This window comes from Kamptonema animale CS-326, from assembly GCF_028330895.1.
GTDB lineage: Bacteria > Cyanobacteriota > Cyanobacteriia > Cyanobacteriales > Microcoleaceae > Kamptonema > Kamptonema formosum.
This window is the reverse complement of the sequence record NZ_JAQMUA010000391.1, coordinates 1-15,533: the sequence shown is the minus strand read 5'-3', so window position 1 is coordinate 15,533 and position 15,533 is coordinate 1. Positions and strand designations below refer to the sequence as shown.

Genomic DNA, 15,533 nt, shown 5'->3' with positions numbered 1-15,533 from the left:
TGATTATTAAAAGCTATACTTGGGCAAGTTATAGTCAACAAAAAGTTATGTTTGACCGAGCTTGAATTGCCCATCAAGTGCGATGGCTGCGGCTGGCTACGCGATCGCGATTTTTTCTAACTTATTCAGCAAGCCCTAATTATTCAGTTATTCACGCGACAATAAACTCTTTATAGATTATTTCCCTATATCTATAATAATCTTGCAAATTTCCCTAAAATACGTTGAAACCTGTTGCGATCGCCTGGTAAACTAGATATCTATGATTGAAATCCGCCGCCGTCGCCCCAACCCAGCCGTGTCCGTACTCTACCTCAGCTACCAGGTAGCAGTACCCGATGACAAACCCCGCCACATCCTAGAAGAAATAGTCTGGCAAAAAGAAATAGAAGTTGCCCAGATGCGCGATCGCACTCCCTTAGCCGAGCTCCAAAAACAAGCAGCTAAAATATCCCCTCCCCGCGATTTCCTAGCCGCGCTGCGCCATAGCAAAACTAAACCCGCTGTCATCGCTGAAGTCAAAAAAGCTTCCCCCAGCAAAGGCGTAATTAGAGAAGATTTTGACCCCGCCGCGATCGCACTTGCCTACCAACAAGGCGGCGCTAGCTGCATATCCGTCCTCACCGATGTAAAATTCTTTCAAGGTAGTTTCGATAACTTAGCAATTGTTCGCTCGACCGTTGAAGTGCCCCTACTTTGCAAAGATTTCCTGATCTATCCTTACCAAATTTACCTCGCCCGCGTCCGAGGAGCCGATGCCGTACTGCTAATCGCCTCCATCCTTTCTGACAAAGACATACAGTATTTTGTCAAAATTGTCAAAGCTCTGGGGATGACAGCACTAATCGAAGTTCACACCCTCGAAGAACTAGATCGCGTATTGACCATAGAAGGCGTAAACCTCATAGGCATTAACAACCGCAACCTCGAAGATTTTACCGTCAATCTGGAAACTACCAGCCAACTTTTAGCCGCACGGGGTAGCGAAATCCGCGATCGCGATATCTTAGTTGTGAGCGAGTCAGGATTGCACGTACCCGCAGACTTAGCCCTCGTGGTTAGTGCTGGGGCTCAAGCCGTCCTCATCGGCGAATCTCTAGTGAAACAGCCCGATATTGCCCAAGCTTTAACAAAACTTACCCGCCCAGCCACCTAAGAGTCTTGACAAAGAGCTAAGATTCTGGTAATAGGTGGTAATATCCAATCCTATTCTTGCGATTGTCATGGCAATTAATAGGAGAAGGAAGAGCGATCGCCTCTCTCAAGAATTAAAAATTAAAAATTAAAAATTAAAAATTTAATTAATTTTCTTTTTAATTTTTAACTTTTAATTTTTAATTAGATTTAGCTATAAGTTACAATTTTTTGGTCGCGATCGCCCACCCTACAAGCTATAACGTTTACTTTAGCAATTACCAATTACCAATGATGAACACGGATTTTACCGATTACGCGGATTACACGGATTAGTTAGAGTCACGATCGTTTAGTCTGTGAAATCAGAGGAATCTGTAAAATCTGTGTATCCCAATTACCAATTACCAATTACCAATTACCAATTACCAATTACCAATTACCAATTATCAATTACCAATTATGAATTGAGGTAGATCGGCTTTCATGGAGCAAATTCCCCTTCCTTCCCACATACATTATGAACTATTACTGCAACTTCTAGAGCGCAAAACACTGTTCGCTGTCAGCCTAAAATCTCCGCAGCAAGAACAAGTCCAACAACTGATAGTCACCCTCCGCAAAGCCGTCGCTCAGCAAAAGCAACTCGAAGAAAGTTGCAAACGCTCTAACTTACCAGTAGAATACCTCTGGTCGCTCAATGCAATCAAAGCTGAGTCAGTTGAGGGAGAAGTAAAAATTAAAGATTAAAGATTAAAAATTAAAGATTAAATACTAAGAATTGTTTGATTTTTGATTTATAATCGCTATGGCAATCATCAATAATTTCTAATCAAAAAATTATAAATTGAATGTTTTTTTAACGATAATTTATACAAAAACTGATTTAGGATTGCTATAGTTACTAACGATTGAATTAGGACAGACAACATCATGGATAACAAGTTAATGCTGATGATTCCTGGCCCCACGCCAGTACCAGAAGCAGCATTACTGGCAATGGCCAAGCACCCGATGGGCCACCGTAGCAGCGAATTTGATGCGATCTTTGCAGAGTGTACTGAGAACCTAAAATGGCTACACCAAACTAAGAGCGACGTACTAAGTTTAACTGTTTCCGGCACTGGCGCGATGGAAGCAGGGATAATTAATTTCTTAAGTGCAGGCGATCGCGTCCTTGTCGGTAATAATGGTAAATTCGGGGAACGTTGGGGTGAAGTCGCCCAAGCTTACGGCTTAAATGCTGAAATCATCACCGCAGAATGGGGTCAACCCCTCGATCCAGAAAAATTCCGCGAGAAATTAGAAGCAGATACCAACAAAGAAATTAAAGCCGTTATCATCACCCACTCAGAAACTTCTACAGGCGTTCTCAACGACTTGGAAACCATCAACCGCCACGTAAAAGCACACGGTGAAGCTTTAATTATGGTCGATGCCGTCACCAGTTTAGGGGCCGCTAACGTACCGATGGATGAGTGGGGAATTGACGTAATTGCTTCTGGTTCTCAGAAAGCTTATATGATTCCCCCCGGTTTGGGTTTTGTCGCCGTCAGTCCCAAAGCTTGGGAAGCTTATAAAACTGCTAAATTGCCGCGTTTTTATCTGGATTTAGGCAAGTACCGCAAAGATGCTGCTAAAAATACGACTCCTTTCACCCCGCCAGTGAATATGTTTTTTGGTCTGCAAGTAACTCTGCGGATGATGAAGGCGGAGGGATTAGAAAATGTGTTTGCACGTCACCAGCGATTGATGAAAACTACCCATGCAGCGGTGAAAGCTTTAGGTCTGGGTTTATTGGCTGCTGACGGGGCCGCAAGTCCAGCGATTACAGCAGTGGCACCACCCGCAGAGGTAGATGCTCAAAAAGTGCGATCGCTGATGAAAAAGCGGTTTGATATTGTCCTGGCTGATGGTCAAGACCATTTGAAGGGTAAAATCTTCCGTATTGGTCATTTGGGATTTGTGTGCGATCGCGATATTCTTGCCGCTATTTCTGCCTTAGAAACAGTTCTCCGAGAATTAGGTTATGAAGGCTTTATTTCTGGTGCTGGTATTGCCGCTGCTGCTAAAGTTTTGTCTGAATCTTAATTAAATACCATTAGGGAGACAGCAATGCTCCTTGTTGTCTCCCTACAAATTTAAGGTGAATTTTCCCCGTTCTAAGTAGAAGGAAGAAGGAAAAAGGCATTACTTGTTCCCGACTCATGCACCAATTTCAACTTCAAAGTAGAAATTTTTCTTGTCTTTAGGAAGCACCTCAATTCTGCTGGGACGAGTTACGCGCGATAAATAATCACTGATACCTTTAATGTTGCCAACAAGATGCCAATATGTTTCAGCATTAGGACAGGTAATCGTCAATGTTGGTACATTCAGAGTTTCTATTGACCACTGACACTGACTTAAGATGGTCTGCGTGATGCGATCGCAACCTGCATAGAAATAGTAACTCACAGCTTCCTCAAGCTGTGACTGCAAGATTCGATCTAGGGATGTTGGAATGGGAGCAAGATCGTCAGGGGGAAATATGGACGTTTTCATAAAAAAATCCTCAATAAATGAGAAAGAGAATATAGGGGCGCTTAGGCTACGATTGATGGCTATTAGGACAAGTTTGTAAATCTTGCTCAATCAATCGATCTCGAACAATTTGCCCAGAGGCATCTGCTGCTTCTAAACCAATCCAGCTAGCAATTTTATCCCGCTCAAAACCAACTTCCCGGCGATCGCCAACTTGCATAAGCGGACGACGAATCAGCAGGGGGTCATTAATCATCAGATTCAATGCCTTTTCTGTATTCAATTCGGCGGGAATAATTTCCCCGGATTTAATCCGAGGGGCGGTATAATTAAACCATTCTAAAACTGGTAAATCCCCAAAAAATGGACGTAGAGTTTCTATTGTCCAGGCGGTAGTCAGCAAATTATGAGCTTCAAGGGTATGTCCTGCTGCTTGCAACAAAGCTTTTTGCTTTGTGTTATTTTTGCATCCTGGTTTTTCGTAGAAAATAACAGTAGCCATTGGATTTCCTCTTTATCCTTAATCAAGTTTACAAAGTATTACGCACCTGTTGGGCATAGCAAGTCAAGCTAGTTAGCTTGACTTGCTCTAGTACGATTGCTTAGGTTTTGGAGAGCGACTCATGGATTCCAAAAGACCTGAAGGAGACTACAGTAACCCTAATCTTTCTCACTTACAAACTATATTGGTATCACACTGGATTCTGAATTAGCATTTAGCAATTAAGGATGTACTCGTAAACTGTAGCCTGCTTACAGTCAAGTTCTCAAATTATTTTTAGGTAAGGGTACGAGTATTTTACGTTTATTTATATCCGACTACTTATAGAACTAAAATATACAGGAGTTACGCAGCCAACCAAAGAAACCGGGTTTTTTACGAAAATACTTCGCCCGCACCCACAGATTCTCTCAAAAACCCGGTTTCTGGAGCTATGAGCGTAAGTCCTAATATAGTTAGCAATTAGCAATTAGCAATTAGCAATTAGCAATTAGCCATTGGCCATTAGCAATTAGCCATTAGCAATTACAGTAGATTGCAGGTTGATAAAGTACAGACCAAAATATTAAGCTCTTGCTAGCCAATCAAAGATTTTATCTAACTGTTCTAGTGTCACCAAACCGTACTGCCAGAGAACCATTGGCAGAGAGTGAGGATCTCGCTCGTTATTCCTATACTGAGGACTGCCAGCGCGTTCGGCGACAGCAATAGAAGCAGGAGAAATAGCTAAATCTTCTTGTAAAAAGCGAATTAATCGAGTATATGTAGCGGGTGCCATCGTGACTTACATCTCCCTGTGTTAGACACCATTGTGTGAGATCGACCTAATATGTTTGAGTGCGGATTGGACAGTTTTTATTTTGTCTATCAACTGCTGAAACATCTGCTAAGCTTTTGGCTAAAATTGAAGCCGTTTTGCGATCGCGATTGCAGCAAGAACGAAGATAAGTTTTGCTTCCTAAACTCACTAAAACAGGTTCAGCGATTAACTTCATCTGCTAAGCTACAGAATCCGTAAAATTTTACCTATTAGGACTTAGGCATTTTATAGATACCAGAACCTCCTTAAAAAGGAGGCTTTTCAGATTCTCCTGTTAAAAAATGGGAAAAATTCAAATTTTCCATTTTTAAGGGGTATTTTGAGGTATCTCTGCCTAAGTCCTGACCTATTTAGTAGAACCACTGTTCCACTTAAACCCCAACCTGCTAACTTAACCAAACTTTGCTCCATCACTCCTACTTCAGACAAATTTAGCCGTAGCAGAAGAAAATTCGGGGCTTTTGCTTAGAATTGCTGTTGCTCGCTCCGCTAACCGTCGATCGCGAAATGGATCTAAAGTTAGCACTGGACTGTTGACTCGTCTCTCACACCTAGGAAAAAACCAACTTTTGAGGAAAACAAGCTTACCGTTATCAAGGCTAGGATTGATAGATTAGCAAATTTTTTGGCTTCTGCCTAGCCTTGAAGATTAAAATTCCAACAATTTTGATTAATTTTTGTAAAGAAATTTTAAGGATTCGGCTTGGTGGGGGAATTAGAGCCCAAAAACTGGATAGTAATGCGATCGCCCACTTTAACGCCGAGTTCAGCAGCGCGACCCCCCCGAAGTTCAATCACTCGATCGACAGAGGTTGTGGAGTCATAGGTGGGACAGGGTTCAGCAGTACAGGGAGGCGAATTACGGGCGATCGCTCTTACCACCCCATCTTGTAGGAAAATCATATCCAGCGATATCTTGCAATTTTTCATCCAAAAAGCAACTCGTCGCGGCGGATTAAATGAGAACAGCATCCCGCGATCGTCGGCTAAAGAAGTCCTGTACATTAGACCCATAGCCTGCTCTTCAGGAGTATTAGTTACTTCCAGGTTAATCATAGAACCAGCTATATTAGCCTTGGCAGTAATTGGGAGCATTTGACCCAAATTTGTCTCCTGTGGAGTTGGAGACGTGGAACTTTTCGCCAGGGTACTCGAAGCATCTACGGACGAACAAGAGATTAATAATAAGCTGCACCCAAGAGCAAGCAATCCGATCGGATATTTCATATAAATTAGTTAGTTGTTAGTTGTTAGTTCAAAACCTACGCCTTATTTATGTAATGCCCCATCTTGGCGATATTCTTACCACCAAGATGGCGGTGTTACCAATAATTTGTTAGTGGTGATAGCAACCACTAACAAATTAAGCTTCTCGCAGAACGTAGCCCACACCACGTACAGTTTGAATCAAACGTTTTTCTCCTTCATCTTCAATTTTCAGACGCAAATAGCGAATATAAACTTCAATCACATTCGACTCACCCAAAAAATCGTAACCCCAAACGTTTTCCAGAATTTGTTCGCGAGTCAGCACTTCGCGAGAATGTTCCATTAAATATTTAAGTAACTCATATTCCTTCATCGTCAAGTCGATTCCCCGACCATTACGAAAAGCTCGCCTTGTAGACAAATCTAACACCAACTCACCAAACCTTAATTCTTCAACTTCAGTTGTATCAGGCTGCAAATAAAGACGTACTAACTGCAAAAATTCTTCCGTCCGATAAGGCTTAAGAAAATAGTCATCAGCCCCACATTCTAAACACGCCACCCGATCTTCAACCGTATCACGAGCCATTAACAAAAGTACGGGGACTCTATTACCAGTATTTCTAAGATGGTTACACAGAGTCAATCCAGCTTCTCCCGGCATCATCCGATCGATTACGATCAAAGCAGGTTGGAGTTCAGCAGCCAGATGTTGACCGCCAGCGATATCCGTCGCCACCACAGGCTCATAGCCAGATGATTTTAAGTCCAGACTGACCTGCTGAGCTAGAGCTTCGTCCGTTTCAACCAATAGGACACAGGGATTGCGGTCAAGGGTGAGTGCTCTCATCGGAATTGCGCGGTGTAGACTATCAGTTATAGTAGCACGTTTAAAGCAATTAGGTGCAAAGAATAGAGACATAATACTTAATAATTAATTCCACCATCTTTACTAAGATACATTTACTTCTACTAATTTAATTTTTTCAACCCCATCCAGAGTTGCGATCGATTTTATCTCGCGTACCGTTGCTCCTTTACCCAGGATTTCTTTAAGCTCATTTGGTTGAATTATAAATAAGCATTGACCGCTCAAAATTTGGGTTTGTGAAATTGAACTTATTTGATATTTACCAAGGGAATAGCCTGTGGTTACATCGGGTTCAATGGGCGCTTTTTGGTGTTCTGTGGGAGGATATTTGGTATAGAATAAAATATAAATATTTGGTCGCCAAAACTTGTCGCTGACTATAGTGCAATTGTAGGAGCTTGTTTCCGCGAAATTAATAGCTTCCTTCATGCCATATTGCCAATTTTTAGAAGTGTTGGCAATAATGTACTGAGAATAATTAAAGTAAAAATTTAAAAAGGCTGTGAAGCTGGCAGTTACGATTGCAATTGATATCCACTTAAAATACTTTTTTCTCTCAGAACTCACTAAACTGCTAATCTGAAAAAGACCGTAACCTGAGAGAATCGAAAATAGGGGTACACCTACAATTGCACGAATAGCATGAGCGGAATCGATCGCCGCTGCTGGCATGGGATAGAGAAATAGCCATAGTAAAAGGATACTCCGCTCTTTAGTTTTAGTTTTAGATAAAAAGTAAATTCCGGCTAAAACAGTTGCCAATTCAAAAAGATAAAGTTCTCCCACTCCTACTCCCGAAACGCTGCGGCGAGGGTTGGGATCTCCATTAATAAAAAGAAATCCGGGATCGAAATAAGAGAGGTAATTTTTAATAATACTGAAAAGATTTGTTTGCATCCCTGTCGTTGTTGCTCTTGCCATGCCTTCTGGAGTTATCCAAAACATAAACATGGGAATAAAAATCACCATAAAAATTGAAAGTGCCATCAAAGTTTGTCGCCGATTATTCCAGAAATGTCGCCAGAAGATAATTGTTAAAATTAACATGAAAGGTGGTACAAAACCTCTAGCGGAAGAGTAAGTGTAAAGACTTAAGCCGAAAATTAAAGCGCTTAGAGGTAAATAGTTAGGTTTCTTAAAACTTTTGATGAATAGTAAGACTGCTAAGCTAAAGAGAAAAGGAAGTAATATAGCTCTAAAAGCTAATCTACTGAAAAAGATATGCCAGGGACTAATAGCAAATAATAAAGCCGACAAAAGAGCTATTTTTTTATTGTTAAAACATTCTTTAGTTAAGTAGTAAACAACGGGGACGGTGAGAGTGCCAATGAGTGCTGAAGGTAATCTAATCGCAAACTCATTTAGACCGAAAAATTTGACTATAGGAATAGTGAGAAATATATATAAAGTTTCGCGATAATCGCTTAAAGCTTTGGTGAAAAAAGGCAGGAAGACACCATAGCGATCGCGCATTGTTTCCATGATAGAATAAGTATCATAGCCATTGGAAGCTTCATCTACAGAAAAGGATATGGGTGCTGTTCCTAGAAAGGCTATTCTCAGTAAAGCTGCTAGTATAATAATTAGCAACAAGCTTTTATTTATATGGGATTTAAACGCATTTTTTTTTGTCATGTTCTTTATTTACTTTCTCTTGAAAATTGTTATTTCTGGGTTGATTTTATCAATATTTGAATAGATATACATTTTATCCAAATCCCGATAGCTTAACTCTTGCCGATCGAAAAGATTCCACTTAGGCTGAGATTGATATTTCAATACTAACTTGTAGTTGATTTCTTTGTTAAGATTATCAAAAAATGCGTATTCTGGGGCGTTTTTTTCAAACCTACGAATATCATAGCCACTGCTGACAATAACATATTCTGGTTTTTTTGTCGATAAAAGTTCTAGTGAAGGAGCATCTACATCTTCAGAGCGGAAACGATCTAATCTGGGTGAATACTTGTTACCCCCAGTATTTACAATTAAAGCATTTTTATCTATGTTTTGCTGCATCCATTGTTCGACGTAGTATCTAGAGTCTTGCATCATCAAAATATTCACCGAAAATCCATACGCAAATGTATAAATAAATAGAGCGGTAACTAATATAGCTTTACCCTTAAATAAGTTTTTCTCTGGATTTAAAAATTCTCCTAAAAATTTACCACCGCACAAAGCTAAAATTATTGCTAAGGGCATTAAGTAGCGAACATTATTATACCATACCACACAGACATAAAATAGGTAGTATGATATTGTAGGTACTAATAGAGAGGCAAGTAAATAGTTATTTTTGAGGCGATATAATATACTCGTAAATCCTAACAAGCACATAATATAAGTTGGGCACCCCAGAGAAAACCTGAGATGAGTTAGAGTCTGGCGAAACATTTGTAATTGACCGACAATACTTTGCTCGTATCTAGGACGAATACTCCCTCCACCTGCGGTGATTAACTTGACGTGCTTTAAAAAACCTGGCAGGTTGAAGATGATATTTTGTAATAATAAAAAGGCTCCAATACCTACAGCAAGAGACAAAATAATTCTTTTGTCAGTCAAAGAATCCTTAAGAGTAATATCTGGATTATCCTGCTTCAGATAGCGATGATGTTCGACAATAATAAATATAGGAGTGAGCAGATAAAAGGCATAAGCTTGGTCTTTAGTACAAACAGCGATAGCAGCAGTTAGAGCAAATAAAAGATAATCTTTAAGGCGGTGATGTTTTAATAATTTTAGATAAAATAGTAAAGATAGCATTACCCACAAAAGATAGGGGACTTCTAAGTTAATTGTTTTAGAATAATAGATTAAGGGAACGCTTAAGGCGGTAATCAGGACAGCAAAAAAAGAAGACTTTCGATCGTAAATTTCTAGACCACACAAATAGATAATCAGTAGAAGAGCAGAACCCATGAACACAGTCAGAAATCGACCTATGTAGAAAAGAAAGGTGTAAGCTGGCAAACTGTAAATATCAATAATATTTAACTTGTGTAATAACCAAACTGGGGAGTAAAATACAGCTAAAATATAAAAGTGAACAGGAGGGTATTTATAATGCCAACCATTGGAAAAACCTTTCTCCATACCTTCTAGCACTCGCAAAGGTATGAGCTCGTCAGCGGCCCAGCCGCTAAAACTTGGCAAGCCCCACCAGATGCCGCAAGTGTTGAGGCAAAAGCTGAAAAGTAATAGTATAATCAGGGCGATCGCGATTTGATTGTGTGATTTGACCCAAAACCTCAAGTTAAACCTTCCTCTCTAGAAAATCGGCAATAAATTAGTAAAATTATCATATAACTGATTCCGTCAAAATTAATGACTTTCAAGAAACTAATTTTCCAAGCTATTTTATTCTCAATCGGACTTTGGCTAGTTTTTGAGTTCGTATCCTATATTGTGGCAGAAGTTCTCTGGTTTGAGGAAGTTGGCTATCTGTCAGTATTTTGGCGTAGAGTAATAACGGAATGGGTCTTGTTCGTTTTTACTTTAGCTGTTACCTCTAGCTTTTGGGTAGGTAATTTAGCCTTAGCAAATCGGCTAAAATACCCTTCAAATCAAGATAGAGAGAGGGAAATAAAAAGGAAAAGCTTAACCCGTAATTTCACAAATACCTCCTTATTAAGTAACAACAAAAAAAACAAGCAACAAATTAAATTAACCTGGCTAATATTGTTAGCCGTCGGATTGAGCTTATTAATAAGTTTGCTTATACTTTACTACGGAAAAATCGCTGTAAGATTTTGGAATATAGATATCAGCTTGGCTAATACTTTACTTTCCTTGCCAATTGAATTTAGAATTGAGTCATTCGGAGAAATGGCAAGACATTTATTGTTTAATTGGTGGCAGTTAGGGGCCTTGCTAACATTGAGTATTCTTTTCACTATTTACCCTCAATTTTGGGTGAACGCTTTAGCTTTATTAATGAGTTTAGCCTTGGCTTTAATTGCCTCTAACCACTGGGCAAAAGTATTGCAATATTTACAACCTACCACCTTTAAAATTACTGAACCACTCTTTAACCTCGATCTTAGCTTTTACGTCTTTACCCTACCAATTTTACAACTTATTGCATTTGGGGCTACTGCGTTATTTTTGTATGGATTACTATCTTGCACTCTCCTCTATTTGCTGTCAGGAAATAGTCTAAGTGATGGAATTTTTCATGGCTTTTCTACACAACAACAGCGCCACTTGTACGGTCTGGGGGGAACTGTAATGCTCGTTATAGCATTTCGCTATTGGTTAGCTCGTTATGAGTTACTCTATTCTCAACAAAGTGTTACCTATGGTGCAAGTTATACTGACGTGACAGTACAGCTTCCTGGCTATACAATTTTAAGTATATTAGCAATAATTACGAGTATTTTCTTGTTTTTTCAATGCGTAAAATTTAAACATAAAAATAAAAGTTTAAAATTTATAATCTTAGCCTTTTTAATTGTCAACTTTGCCATAACTTTAGTAGGCCCCGAAGTAGTACAAAGACTGGGAGTTCAACCCAACGAACTAGCACGAGAGCAGTTATATATCAAGCGAAGTATAGATTTTACACAACAGGCATTCGACTTAAAAAGACTAGAAGTAAAAACTTTCGTTCCTGAAAGTAAACTTACCTACGCCGATCTCGAAAAAAATCAGCTTACTATTAAGAATATTCGCCTCTGGGATAAACGTCCGCTGTTGCAAACAAATAGGCAATTGCAACAAATTCGCCCCTACTATAAATTTGCTGATGCTGATATCGATCGTTACACAGTTAAAAAAGATGAAGAAGGAAAAGAAAATGCTGAAAGGCAACAAGTAATCATCTCGGCACGCGAGTTAGACTACGAGACAGTACCGCAACAAGCTCAGACTTGGCTGAACGAAAATTTAGTTTATACTCACGGTTATGGGTTTACTCTTTCTCCTGTAAATACAGTTGCTACAGGCGGTTTGCCCAACTATTTTGTCAAGGACATTGGCGTTGAGAATACAACTGGTAATAAGAGCACTTTAGGAATAACTAGCGAAGAGATTAGAGCAAGTATTCCCATTGATAAACCCCGAATTTATTATGGTGAAATTAGCAATACAGATGTGATAGCACCAACGAAAGTTAAGGAGCTTGACTATCCGAGCGGAGATGAAAATGTTTATAATAATTATGATGGTAGCGGTGGCATACCGATTGCTTCTATGTGGCGGAGATTGCTATTTGCTAAATATTTGAATAATTGGCAAATGGCACTAACTGGTAACTTTACTCCCAAAACTAAGGTATTGTTCCGCCGGAATATTAAAGAGCGAGTACGTGCAATTGCACCTTTCCTTCGCTACGATATTGACCCATATTTAGTAGTAGCAAATGCTACTACTCCTACTCAAAATAAGGAAGAAATAAAATCAGAAATTTCTCAGGCAAACAACTATCTCTACTGGATTATCGACGCATATACTGTCAGCGATCGCTACCCCTATTCAGACCCAGGTAAAAATCAATTTAATTACATCCGTAACTCTGTAAAAGTAGTAATTGATGCTTACAATGGCTCAGTAAATTTTTATGTGGCCAACCCGTCTGACCCCATTATTAATAGCTGGATTGCGATTTTTCCGGGACTTTTCAAAACCCTCGATCGAATGCCTGTGTCTCTCCGCACTCATATTCGCTATCCAGTAGATTTGTTCAGCATTCAATCCGAACGTTTGCTCACTTATCACATGGAAGACCCCCAAGTATTTTACAATCGCGAAGATTTGTGGCGGGTTCCTAACGAAATTTATGGCAGCGAACAACAGCCTGTCCAGCCTTATTATTTGATTATGAAGTTACCAACAGAAACTTCAGAAGAATTTGTTTTGTTGCTTCCTTTTACACCTGCAAGTCGTAATAATTTAATTGCTTGGTTGGCCGCTCGTTCTGACGGAGACAATTATGGTAAACTACTACTTTACCAATTTCCTAAGCAGAGATTAGTCTACGGCCCCGAACAAATTGAAGCTTTGATTAATCAAGAACCAGCTATTTCCGAGCAGATTTCTCTGTGGAATCGCCAAGGTTCAAAGGCAGTCCAAGGGAATTTATTAGTGATTCCAATTGAAGAATCTTTGCTATATGTGGAGCCGATATATTTAGAAGCTACGGAGAACAGTTTGCCAACTTTAGTTAGAGTAATTGTTGCTTATGAAAACCGCATCGTCATGAGCGAAAACCTCGATGAAGCACTGAAGGCTATTTTCATTAGTAAACCTATTAGTAAACCTGCAATTGTTCTGCCTGTAGAGGGAACGAATCCAGCCTTGCAGTAAGTACTACATCGGTTGCATTTTTGCATTTTTACTTTTAATTTAGTAGGCTTGGGTAAAGCTAGTGCTTCACCCAATTTACATTACCTACATTACCCGCTCATAAATTACAAATCCAGCAGCAGGAACTGTAACTAAAAAGCATTTAACACCTTTTTCCTCTACTGTTATTGTATTACCGATCTCCGCCTTGTCAGTTGAGTAAATACATTGAAAGCGATCGCCAACTTTATGCAAGTTATAATCGATATTTACCCAGGCAGTTAGCGGCTGATTGTAGTCAGTATTTATTGCCAAAACTATTTCATCTTTATCTAACAATCGCGACCAAGGAACAACGGAGCGAATCTCATTTCCTAGCATTCGGGGTAAACCAAAATCTATGCCGTTTCCTGAAATAGGGCGTAAATATTGACGACCCCGCCGCAGAGTAATTTTTTGCTGCCTGATTTCCAGTATTTTTGCTAATTCCTGATAGACTCGATTCTCTTCATTGAAAAAGTGTCGATCTCGGCTTGTAAATGAACCAAACTCTCCGCCAAACATAGCTTCTCGGATGTAGCGATCGCTATCTCCGCCACCATTAAAACACTGTTCGCTCCCATAGTAAATACAAGGGATGCCTAAAGTCATCGCATTGAAAGCTAGAGCATTTAGTACAACCTTTTCGCCATTTTCTCCACCACAAAAACGACCTTTGCTATTTCCTTTCTCTACTTGGTCGTGGTCATCAAACATAGTAACAACTTTGTTTCTAAACCAAACATGAGAACCTTTATTAATTAAAAGTGAATTGCGAAACAAGGAGAAATAGGTACTTGGATCGCGGTATCCCTTGACTAGATATGCGAGCTTATCTGGAATATCACTAATACCTAAAGCTGCGTCTAGACCAGTTTCATCTAGAGTCGAATATGCGTTTTGACGGCCTCCAGTAATTTCACCAATTAAGTAGAAATTTTCTTTGCCAAGCAGTTGAGAAAATTCGTGAATAGCTTCAGTAAAGTAACGAGTAGCACCTCGATCCATGTGCTTTACTGTATCGACGCGGAAGCCGTCTATATCGGCATAAGCAATCCAAAATTTATAAACTTCGCACAGGTTAATAAGTCCGATAGAAGGCTCATAAAAATCCGTACTTCCTTGACCAGTATGAATGTCTTTTAAGCTAAAGAAATCACCTTCTATGTATTCAGGATAATTATCCCAATTCCTGATGTAACCTTTTTGCGTAAAATTAGATGGATCTTGGAATTCAGCCGGCCAAATTGCTCCATCTGGCCACGCTTCTGGATTTTTTTCTAAATTAACTGGCCCAAAAGGAATCGTTGGTTTCCCTTCTTTATCATGAAACCCTTTTACGGGATAAGGGCCGGGCCAATAGGGGTTAGAAGTCTCGTAACTAAAAACATCACCAGCATGGTTTAAAATAATATCTAAAATCACATAAATTCCATGCTGGTGAGCTACTTCGACCATTGCTTTTAACTCTTCGCGAGTGCCAAAATTCGGATCGACATCCAGAAAGTTTTGAATGCCATAACCGTGATAGCTTTCGTAAAAAGAAACCTGCTTGAAAATCGGGCTCACCCACAAAGCCGTTACTCCCAAGCGTTTTAAATAGCCTATTTTACTCGTGAGTCCCTTAAGATTTCCACCCACCCATTTAACCCCCGCTTCCCGCCAACGCTGAGCATCTTCTGGAGTTTTGATAGCATTGCCGGCATCTTTTTCAGTGAAAATGGGAGTTTGGCCTGTTTTAACGATGTTCCCTTGATTATCTTTATATTCATTTTCTTTGCCATCCGAGAAGCGGTCTAGCATCAAAAAGTAAAGTATTTGGTCTTCCCACGCTACTGGAGAGGGGAAAAATTGGCGATTAGCACGCAAAGATGCTAAATCTAATTCAGCTAAGGTTTTTTCTACCACAGTATGCACTTCCTCCTATGTGAATAGCAATTCAATTTGACATTGGTACTAATTCAAAGGTAAAATTGTGGCATATTTTGCTAGAGTTGTCAATTCCTAACTAGAGTGTAGCCACTGAACATTTAGACTTTTAGAGCTGATATTATGGATTTATCTCATTTTTTAAGCCAGAAGTTAAGATTTTTAATCTGACTTATGAATTAATTACGTAACGCCGCCATCTTGGCGGTGACTTGACC

13 protein-coding genes are annotated in these 15,533 nt (G+C 39.6%); 4 read left to right on the top strand and 9 right to left on the bottom strand.

Features of this window, described 5'->3' with window-relative positions:
• Nucleotides 1–262 precede the first annotated feature (262 nt).
• From trpC to PN499_RS23025, 3 genes are all read left to right on the top strand, one after another.
• Nucleotides 263–1,156, top strand: coding sequence for an indole-3-glycerol phosphate synthase TrpC (trpC, locus tag PN499_RS23035; RefSeq protein ID WP_272034976.1), 894 nt, complete (start codon nt 263–265; stop codon nt 1,154–1,156).
• Between the two features lie 464 nt (nt 1,157–1,620).
• Entirely contained in the window at nt 1,621–1,884 is a 264-nt protein-coding gene (locus PN499_RS23030) for a DUF5340 domain-containing protein (RefSeq protein WP_272034974.1), read from the top strand.
• A gap of 183 nt (nt 1,885–2,067) precedes the next feature.
• On the top strand, nt 2,068–3,225 hold the full coding sequence (locus PN499_RS23025; RefSeq protein ID WP_272034973.1) for a pyridoxal-phosphate-dependent aminotransferase family protein: 1,158 nt from the start codon (nt 2,068–2,070) through the stop codon (nt 3,223–3,225).
• A 114-nt stretch (nt 3,226–3,339) separates the two neighbouring features.
• Here PN499_RS23025 and PN499_RS23020 read toward each other — a convergent pair whose 3' ends face one another.
• The 8 genes from PN499_RS23020 to PN499_RS22985 all read right to left on the bottom strand — a co-directional run bounded on the left by PN499_RS23020 (nt 3,340) and on the right by PN499_RS22985 (nt 10,317).
• Nucleotides 3,340–3,678, bottom strand: coding sequence for a hypothetical protein (locus PN499_RS23020; RefSeq protein WP_272034972.1), 339 nt, complete (start codon nt 3,676–3,678; stop codon nt 3,340–3,342).
• A gap of 46 nt (nt 3,679–3,724) precedes the next feature.
• Nucleotides 3,725–4,159, bottom strand: a complete 435-nt coding sequence (locus PN499_RS23015) for an ArsC/Spx/MgsR family protein (RefSeq protein WP_272034971.1) — start codon at nt 4,157–4,159, stop codon at nt 3,725–3,727.
• 565 nt (nt 4,160–4,724) lie between these two features.
• Nucleotides 4,725–4,937: a DUF2949 domain-containing protein gene (locus tag PN499_RS23010; protein ID WP_272034970.1), complete on the bottom strand. Its 213-nt coding sequence runs from the start codon at nt 4,935–4,937 to the stop codon at nt 4,725–4,727.
• Between the two features lie 46 nt (nt 4,938–4,983).
• Complete coding sequence (locus PN499_RS23005; protein WP_272034969.1) at nt 4,984–5,154, bottom strand: hypothetical protein; 171 nt, start codon at nt 5,152–5,154, stop codon at nt 4,984–4,986.
• A 515-nt stretch (nt 5,155–5,669) separates the two neighbouring features.
• Entirely contained in the window at nt 5,670–6,206 is a 537-nt protein-coding gene (locus PN499_RS23000) for a DUF192 domain-containing protein (protein WP_272034968.1), read from the bottom strand.
• 136 nt (nt 6,207–6,342) lie between these two features.
• Nucleotides 6,343–7,038, bottom strand: coding sequence for a response regulator transcription factor NblR (nblR, locus tag PN499_RS22995; protein ID WP_272034967.1), 696 nt, complete (start codon nt 7,036–7,038; stop codon nt 6,343–6,345).
• Between the two features lie 102 nt (nt 7,039–7,140).
• Nucleotides 7,141–8,694, bottom strand: coding sequence for a glycosyltransferase family 39 protein (locus tag PN499_RS22990; RefSeq protein ID WP_272034966.1), 1,554 nt, complete (start codon nt 8,692–8,694; stop codon nt 7,141–7,143).
• 9 nt (nt 8,695–8,703) lie between these two features.
• Entirely contained in the window at nt 8,704–10,317 is a 1,614-nt protein-coding gene (locus PN499_RS22985) for an ArnT family glycosyltransferase (protein ID WP_272034964.1), read from the bottom strand.
• Between the two features lie 72 nt (nt 10,318–10,389).
• On the opposite strand from PN499_RS22985, the gene PN499_RS22980 reads away from it, so the two are divergent.
• The gene (locus PN499_RS22980; RefSeq protein WP_272034962.1) at nt 10,390–13,368 is read left to right on the top strand and encodes a UPF0182 family protein; all 2,979 of its coding nucleotides are present in this window, start codon (nt 10,390–10,392) and stop codon (nt 13,366–13,368) included.
• Between the two features lie 84 nt (nt 13,369–13,452).
• Here PN499_RS22980 and PN499_RS22975 read toward each other — a convergent pair whose 3' ends face one another.
• The gene (locus tag PN499_RS22975; RefSeq protein ID WP_272034960.1) at nt 13,453–15,294 is read right to left on the bottom strand and encodes an alpha-amylase family glycosyl hydrolase; all 1,842 of its coding nucleotides are present in this window, start codon (nt 15,292–15,294) and stop codon (nt 13,453–13,455) included.
• Nucleotides 15,295–15,533: the final 239 nt, after the last annotated feature.

Excerpts from the sequence above, each read along its gene's own strand:
- PN499_RS23005 (WP_272034969.1), bottom strand. The coding sequence starts at position 5,154 with ATGAAGTTAATCGCTGAACCTGTTTTAGTGAGTTTAGGAAGCAAAACT.
- PN499_RS23000 (WP_272034968.1), bottom strand. The coding sequence starts at position 6,206 with ATGAAATATCCGATCGGATTGCTTGCTCTTGGGTGCAGCTTATTATTA.
- trpC (WP_272034976.1), top strand. The coding sequence starts at position 263 with ATGATTGAAATCCGCCGCCGTCGCCCCAACCCAGCCGTGTCCGTACTC.
- PN499_RS23015 (WP_272034971.1), bottom strand. The coding sequence starts at position 4,159 with ATGGCTACTGTTATTTTCTACGAAAAACCAGGATGCAAAAATAACACA.
- PN499_RS22980 (WP_272034962.1), top strand. The coding sequence starts at position 10,390 with ATGACTTTCAAGAAACTAATTTTCCAAGCTATTTTATTCTCAATCGGA.
- PN499_RS23020 (WP_272034972.1), bottom strand. The coding sequence starts at position 3,678 with ATGAAAACGTCCATATTTCCCCCTGACGATCTTGCTCCCATTCCAACA.
- PN499_RS23030 (WP_272034974.1), top strand. The coding sequence starts at position 1,621 with ATGGAGCAAATTCCCCTTCCTTCCCACATACATTATGAACTATTACTG.
- PN499_RS23010 (WP_272034970.1), bottom strand. The coding sequence starts at position 4,937 with ATGGCACCCGCTACATATACTCGATTAATTCGCTTTTTACAAGAAGAT.
- PN499_RS23025 (WP_272034973.1), top strand. The coding sequence starts at position 2,068 with ATGGATAACAAGTTAATGCTGATGATTCCTGGCCCCACGCCAGTACCA.
- PN499_RS22990 (WP_272034966.1), bottom strand. The coding sequence starts at position 8,694 with ATGACAAAAAAAAATGCGTTTAAATCCCATATAAATAAAAGCTTGTTG.
- nblR (WP_272034967.1), bottom strand. The coding sequence starts at position 7,038 with ATGAGAGCACTCACCCTTGACCGCAATCCCTGTGTCCTATTGGTTGAA.